Origin of the sequence: Streptosporangium minutum, assembly GCF_002149035.1 — a bacterium.
Taxonomy (GTDB): domain Bacteria; phylum Actinomycetota; class Actinomycetes; order Streptosporangiales; family Streptosporangiaceae; genus Streptosporangium; species Streptosporangium minutum.
The window spans coordinates 1-6,088 of the sequence record NZ_NGFP01000381.1; the positions used below are offsets into that span (position 1 = coordinate 1).

Sequence of the window (6,088 nt, forward strand, 5' to 3'; positions counted from 1 at the left end):
GCCCTTGAGCGTGTAGCTCCCCAGCTGCGGCGGATCCCCAGGCCGCAGTGGTCTGATCTCCGGCATCGCCGACCCCTCGTATGTACCCCTTTACACGCTTTGCCCAAGCATTGCACATCGGAACGGCGAAGATCGCCCGCTTCCCGCGGAGCACGGAGATGAAGACCGTTCAAACGGATTCGTTTAAAGAGTTTTTAACGGGGTTCCCGCTATACCTGTGGCGACAGGAGGGAAATCACGATGAGAACAGTTATGACAGCGGCGGCGATCGTTTCCCTGGCCGCGCTGGCGGCGTGCGGACAGGCCGGGAACGACGGGGCCGCCTCCGTGACGGGCATGGCGACGTCGGCCAGCCCGGCCACGTCACCCCAGGCCGATGGCCTGAAGTACGCCCGGTGCATGCGGGAGAACGGCGTCGACATGCCCGATCCGGAACCGGGCGGCGGCGCCGTCGTGATCCGCGGGAAAATCAACAGGAATAAGCTGGACAGGGCGGCCGGCGCCTGCGACAAATACAGCCCGACCGGCCCGGAAAAGAAAACGGTCACCGACCCGGAGTTTCAGGACGCCTTTCTGGGGTTCGCCCGGTGCATGCGGGAGAACGGCGTCGACGTACCCGATCCCGACTTTTCCGATGGAAAGGTTCATTTCGGCGGAAACGGGATGGAGTTGGGGACGCCGCAGAGCAGGAAGGCGATGCAGGCCTGCCGCGAACAGCTGCCCGGCGCCGGGAAGCGCCCCTGAGGCGCGGCGGGGCCCGCACCGGGACCGCGCCGCCCGCCCGGATCGGTTCCCCGGTGACGGCGGCGCGGCCTCCGCCCGGCCGGTGACCGAGCCGGCCGGGACATCACGATCATTCGGCGGCGCGTGTCCTGTCGCCGGTCTCCCGCGCGGAACGGACGGTCACCGGCATCAGCAGGGAGGTGAGGACCAGCGCCCCCGCGGCGACGGAGAAGGCCCACTGGTAGCCGCTGACGGCGGCCGCCGGGCTGGAGTCCCCGGAGGCCAGCGCCGCTCCGGTGCGGCCTATCGCGATCGCGGTGAAGACGGCCAGGCCGAGGGCGCTGCCCAGCTGCTGCATGGTCGTCTGCACCCCGGAGCCGAGGCCGGCGTCGTCGTCGGTCACCCCCTGCAGGGCGGCGTTCTGCAGCGCGGGGAAGGCGATCCCCAGCCCTGCGGCGATCATCACCGTGGCGGGCAGCACGTCGGCGGCGTAGCCGCTGGTGACCGACATGCGGAGCGCCAGATACACCATCCCGACGGCGCTGAGGAGGAGACCGGCGCTGATGGCGCTCGTGGTGCCCAGCTTGGCGGTCAGCGCGGTCGAAGCCATCAGGCCCCCGAGGAAGGCCACGCAGAAGGGAAGGTAGGCCAGCCCCGTGGCCAGCGGCTGGTAACCGAGCACGTTCTGCATGTAGAGGGTGAGCAGGAACATGGTCGCCGCCATCCCGCTGGTCAGCGTGATCGTCGCCAGGTTCGCCGAGAGGCGGACGCGACTGGCGAAGAAGCGCAGCGGTACCAGCGGCTCGGCGGTCTTCTTCTCCACGGCGACGAAACCGGCCAGTGCGGCCAGCCCCGCACCCAGCGGGACCAGGACGGCCGGGGCGGTCCACCCGTTGTGGCCGGCCGCGAGCAGACCGGCGATGAGCGCGATCAGGCCGGCGGTGACGAGCACCGCGCCCGCCCAGTCCACCCGCCGGCCGCCGGAACCGGGCCGCGCCTCCACCAGGCGGGGTGTGAGGAGCAACGCGACCGCGGCGACCGGCAGGTTGACGAAGAAGACCCAGCGCCAGCCCGCCAGCTCGGTCAGCGCCCCGGACAGCAGCACTCCGACCGTGGCGCCCAGCCCGCTCAGCCCTCCCCAGATCGCGAGGGCACGGGCTCGCTCCCGGCTGTCGGCGAACATCAACGCGATCATCGACAGGGCGGCCGGCGCCGCCAGCGCCTCCCCGAGCCCCTGCCCGAACCGGCTGGCCACCAGCATCCCCGTACTCGCGGCGATGCCGCTGGTCAGCGACGCCACCGCGAACACCGCCGTGCCGACGAGGAACATGCGGCGCCGCCCCCACAGGTCGGCCAGCCGCCCGCCGAGCAGCAACAGCCCGCCCGCGGTCACGACATAGGCGTTGACCACCCAGGCCAGGTCCGCGGTCGACGCCCCCAGCTCCCGCTGCACCGACGGCAGCGCGACGTTCACGATCGAGCTGTCCACGGTGAACATGAACTGCACCAGAGCCAGCACCGCCAGCGCGCGCCAGCGGCGCGGATCGGCCGCGGCCGCCGTACCGGCCGAGTCTTGAGCCGGCCCACGGGACCGGACGTCCTCATCCATGTGATCCACTCAAACGCCTGCGTCCCCGCGGCGTCCAACAACAACTCGCCTTCTTGACAAGCAACGCTTGTCACTGCAGCTTGTTGGGGTGGATCTCGATCTCCGCCAGCTCCAGGCCTTCGTCACGACCTCCGAGGAGCTGCACTTCGGCCGGGCCGCGAGCCGCCTGTTCCTCACCCAGCAGGCCCTGTCCCACCGCATCCGGCGGCTGGAGGCCACCCTGGGCGGGCCGCTGTTCGTGCGCGGCCATCACGTCGTCGAGCTGACCGACCTCGGACGGCGGCTGCTGCCCCTCTCGCGGCAGGCCCTGGCCGTCGCCGACGAGATCGTGGCCACGGCGCAGCTCGGCCGGCAACCCCTGCGGCTCGACACCTTCCGCCCGATCGCCGCCTCCGCCCTGCTGCGCCAGCTGATCACGGACCTGGGCGACCTGCCGTTGGAGCTGAGCACCCGGCACAGCCTGGGCACCGCCCTGTCGGCCCTGCAGCGCGCCGAGATCGACGTCGCCTTCGGGAGGGTGCACGGTCTTCCCCACCCCTGGCCCGAGGACCTGGCACACCGGCTCCTGCGGCTCGAACCCCTCTACGCGTTGATGTCGGACCGCCACCCGCTCGCCGCACGGCCCACGCTGCGCCCGGCCGACCTGCGTCCCCAGGGGATCTGGACGCCCGCCCTCGCGGGAGCCACCGAGCTGGACGGCTACCTGCGCGCGCTCGGCGACCATTTCCGGATCCCCCTGACCATCGGCCCGGCGGTCGCCACTCTCGACCAGGTGGTGGCGCAGATCCACGCACACCCCGGTCGCGTGTGGCTGATCGACGCCGACGTCCAGACCGCCCATGTCCCGGCCACGGCGCTGATCCCGCTGGTCGATCCCACCCCGCTCTACCCGTGGTCGCTGGTCTGGCGGCACGACAACCGCCACCCGCTCCTCGCGCGGCTGCTGCGCACCGCCGCCACGACGGCCCGGCGGGAGGGGTGGCTGCGCTACGAACCCGCCCGGCACTGGCTGCCGGCCGAGGACCGGGCCGCTGCCTCCGGTGCCTCCCCGATCGGCCGGGACGCCCCCGGCTGACCACCGCGGATCTTCGCCATACCCCAGGACCCCGGCGGCCGGCCACCGCCGACCTTCCACGCCGCCGGGCCCCCGCCGGCCGGCCACCGCCGACCTCCCCGGCCGGCGGCCGGGACCCGCCGGACGGGCGGAGACCCTTCTGGACCGATGACCACCGATCCGTGGCCATCCGCGCCACCTCCACGACGGACCGCCCCGGCGGCAACCCGCGCCGGCGCTCTCAGCCGAGGTCCGGGGTGCCCGCGAGCATGTGGGGGATCTGCGAGGCGAAGCGCTCCGGCGGCTGCTCGGGCGAGACCTCCTCCGTCTCCTCCGCCCAGCCGATGCGGTCGAGCCGGAAGACCCGGGCGTCCTGCCGGAGCCGGCACATGCCCACGAGATACCAGTGGCCGCCGCGGCCGCCCACGAAGATCGCCGGCTCCACCTCGCGCCTGGTGATCCGGCCCTTGCGGTCCTCGTATTCGATCCGCAGCACCCTGCGGTGGAGCAGCGCCTGCTCGATCACGCGCGACGCGCGGGGGTACGGCTCCGGCTCGACGACCGTGTGCACCCGGGAGGCCGGCTCCTCCCCGGCCCCGGCGTCCTCGGCCGGCGACATCGCCGCGACCAGCTTGCGCAGGGCGCTGCGGGCGTGGAAGGCGAGGGGATGGTCCCCCGCGCGTTCGAGCGCCACCGCCACCGCCACCGCCTCGGCCGAGGTGAAGTTGAGCGGGGGCAGGGACACGCTCTTGTCGAAGGCGTAGCTCCCGCGCCTGCCGGGCTCGGCGTAGACGGGCACCCCCGACTGCTGGAGCGCGGAGATGTCACGCTCGACCGTGCGGACGCTCACCTCGAACCCGGCGGCCAGCTCACGTGCCGACCGGAACCGGGGCGAGATCGCGCGGAGCTCCTCCACCAGAGCGTAAAGCCGATCGGTACGGTTCACACTTGTGACGTTACGCGGTGATACCGACAGTCTCCGTGAGTACCGATCCCTTTACCGCGGTTGAACCGACAAAACAGCATCGATAGCCTGTGGCGACACATCTCATTGGAGTTCGATGGCCGCAGGACCGAAACACCCACTGGCAGCAGGACAGCCCCCTCCCCACACGCCCGCCCCCAAGTCCTCGGGTGTGAAGGCGTCCACGGTCATCACGCTGACCGGGATCGGCGTCGTATCGCTGCTCCTCATCGGCTACTGCGCCGCTCAGGACGACTACGAAGAGGTGGGCGCCGACTGCGTCGACGTCAACAGCCTCCAGCCGGACGGGTCCTACACGGTCGTGGACGAGGACTACTGCGACGACGACCACGTCCACTACTACGGCTCCCGCGGCGCCTACAGCTGGTACTACGGAGGCGTGCGGTCCGGAGCGCGGATCACGCACGGCAGCACCGTGCGTCCCTCGGACGTCCAGATCACGACCCGCAAGGGCACCGTGATCCAACGCGGTGGCTTCGGCGGCCGCAGCGGCTGGGGCAGCGGGAGCTGAGCCCGGACAGATGAGACGCGAAACCTCACTCCCCCGGGACGGCTGGGAGAGCATCATCGAGGGCCACGGCCTGGCCTATCACCGTTCCGCCCACCCCGACGGCCTCGACCGCCCCTACTGGGACGAGAGCGTGCAGTACGTCTTCTCGATGGACGAGGTCCTCGACCTGGAGAACCAGGTCGAGGAGCTGCACCGGATGTGCCTGCACGCGGTGGAACACGTCGTCGCGCACGGCCGCTACGCCGACTTCGCCATCCCCGAATGGGCGGCCCCGGAGATCGCCCGCTCCTGGGAGCGGAGCGACCCCCACCTGTTCGGCCGGTTCGACCTGCGCTACGACGGGACCGGCCCCGCCAAGCTGCTGGAGTACAACGCCGACACCCCGACCAGCCTGCTGGAGAGCTCGGTCGTGCAGTGGTTCTGGCTGCGCGACCGCTACCCGGACGACGACCAGTGGAACTCCATCCACGAGCGGCTGATCGACCGGTGGCAGCAGATAGCGGCCGGGCTGCCCACCGGCCCGGCGCACTTCGCCTGGACCAACATGGACGAGACCGGCGAGGAGGCGATGACCCTCGCCTACCTCCAGGAGACCGCCGACCAGGCGGGGCTGAAGACGATCGCCGTGGCCATGGAGGACATCGGCTGGGACAGCCTCAACCTGCGGTTCGTCGACATGGAGCGCCGGGTGATCCGCTCGCTCTGCAAGCTGTACCCGTGGGAGTGGGCGGTCGCTGACCCGTTCGGCGCCCGCGCGGTGCGCCAGCAGGTCTCGATGACCTGGATCGAGCCGCTGTGGAAGATGCTGCTGTCCAACAAGGCGCTGCTCGCGGTGCTCTGGGAGCTGTACCCCGGCCATCCGAACCTGCTGCCGGCCTACCTCGACGGCCCCCGCGACATGCCCTCCCACATCGCCAAGCCCCTGCTCGGCCGGGAGGGCGCGAACATGCGGATCGTCACCCCGGACGACCGCGTCGAGACCCCCGGCGGCTACGGCGCCGAAGGTCACGTCTACCAGGAGTTCCAGCCGCTGCCCGTCTTCGACGGCTGGCGCCCCGTGCTCGGCGCCTGGATCATCCACGACGAGGCGGCCGGGGTCGGCATCCGTGAGACCTCAGGGTTCATCACCGACGACACGTCGTCCTTCGTCCCGCACCGCATCGAACTCTGAACCCTGGAGAACCACATGAGCCCCACCCCCCTGCC

General features: G+C 71.2%; 6 protein-coding genes. 4 read left to right on the top strand and 2 right to left on the bottom strand.

What is annotated here, in order from left to right; genetic code table 11:
- Positions 1 to 252: 252 nt before the first annotated feature.
- On the top strand, positions 253 to 744 hold the full coding sequence (locus CA984_RS41935) for a hypothetical protein (RefSeq protein WP_086578885.1): 492 nt from the start codon (positions 253 to 255) through the stop codon (positions 742 to 744).
- A gap of 109 nt (positions 745 to 853) precedes the next feature.
- Here the strand turns inward: CA984_RS41935 and CA984_RS41940 are convergent, their stop codons facing one another.
- Entirely contained in the window at positions 854 to 2,332 is a 1,479-nt protein-coding gene (locus CA984_RS41940; protein WP_086578886.1) for an MFS transporter, read from the bottom strand.
- Between the two features lie 88 nt (positions 2,333 to 2,420).
- On the opposite strand from CA984_RS41940, the gene CA984_RS41945 reads away from it, so the two are divergent.
- Entirely contained in the window at positions 2,421 to 3,407 is a 987-nt protein-coding gene (locus tag CA984_RS41945; RefSeq protein WP_165781620.1) for a LysR family transcriptional regulator, read from the top strand.
- A gap of 220 nt (positions 3,408 to 3,627) precedes the next feature.
- On the opposite strand, the gene CA984_RS41950 is transcribed toward CA984_RS41945, so the two are convergent.
- Positions 3,628 to 4,332 (bottom strand): helix-turn-helix transcriptional regulator, encoded by a 705-nt coding sequence (locus tag CA984_RS41950; RefSeq protein ID WP_086578888.1) that lies wholly within the window; start codon positions 4,330 to 4,332, stop codon positions 3,628 to 3,630.
- Positions 4,333 to 4,447: 115 nt separating this feature from the next.
- Here CA984_RS41950 and CA984_RS41955 point away from each other — a divergent pair, with 115 nt between their 5' ends.
- A complete protein-coding gene (locus CA984_RS41955) occupies positions 4,448 to 4,882 on the top strand; it encodes a hypothetical protein (protein WP_242676475.1) in 435 nt (144 codons plus the stop codon).
- 10 nt (positions 4,883 to 4,892) lie between these two features.
- On the top strand, positions 4,893 to 6,053 hold the full coding sequence (locus CA984_RS41960) for a glutathionylspermidine synthase family protein (RefSeq protein ID WP_086578890.1): 1,161 nt from the start codon (positions 4,893 to 4,895) through the stop codon (positions 6,051 to 6,053).
- Positions 6,054 to 6,088 lie beyond the last annotated feature (35 nt).

What these genes read in the sequence shown, in the direction of transcription:
- CA984_RS41960 (WP_086578890.1), top strand. Translation starts at nt 4,893, where the DNA reads ATGAGACGCGAAACCTCACTCCCCCGGGACGGCTGGGAGAGCATCATC.
- CA984_RS41935 (WP_086578885.1), top strand. Translation starts at nt 253, where the DNA reads ATGACAGCGGCGGCGATCGTTTCCCTGGCCGCGCTGGCGGCGTGCGGA.
- CA984_RS41940 (WP_086578886.1), bottom strand. Translation starts at nt 2,332, where the DNA reads ATGGATGAGGACGTCCGGTCCCGTGGGCCGGCTCAAGACTCGGCCGGT.
- CA984_RS41955 (WP_242676475.1), top strand. Translation starts at nt 4,448, where the DNA reads ATGGCCGCAGGACCGAAACACCCACTGGCAGCAGGACAGCCCCCTCCC.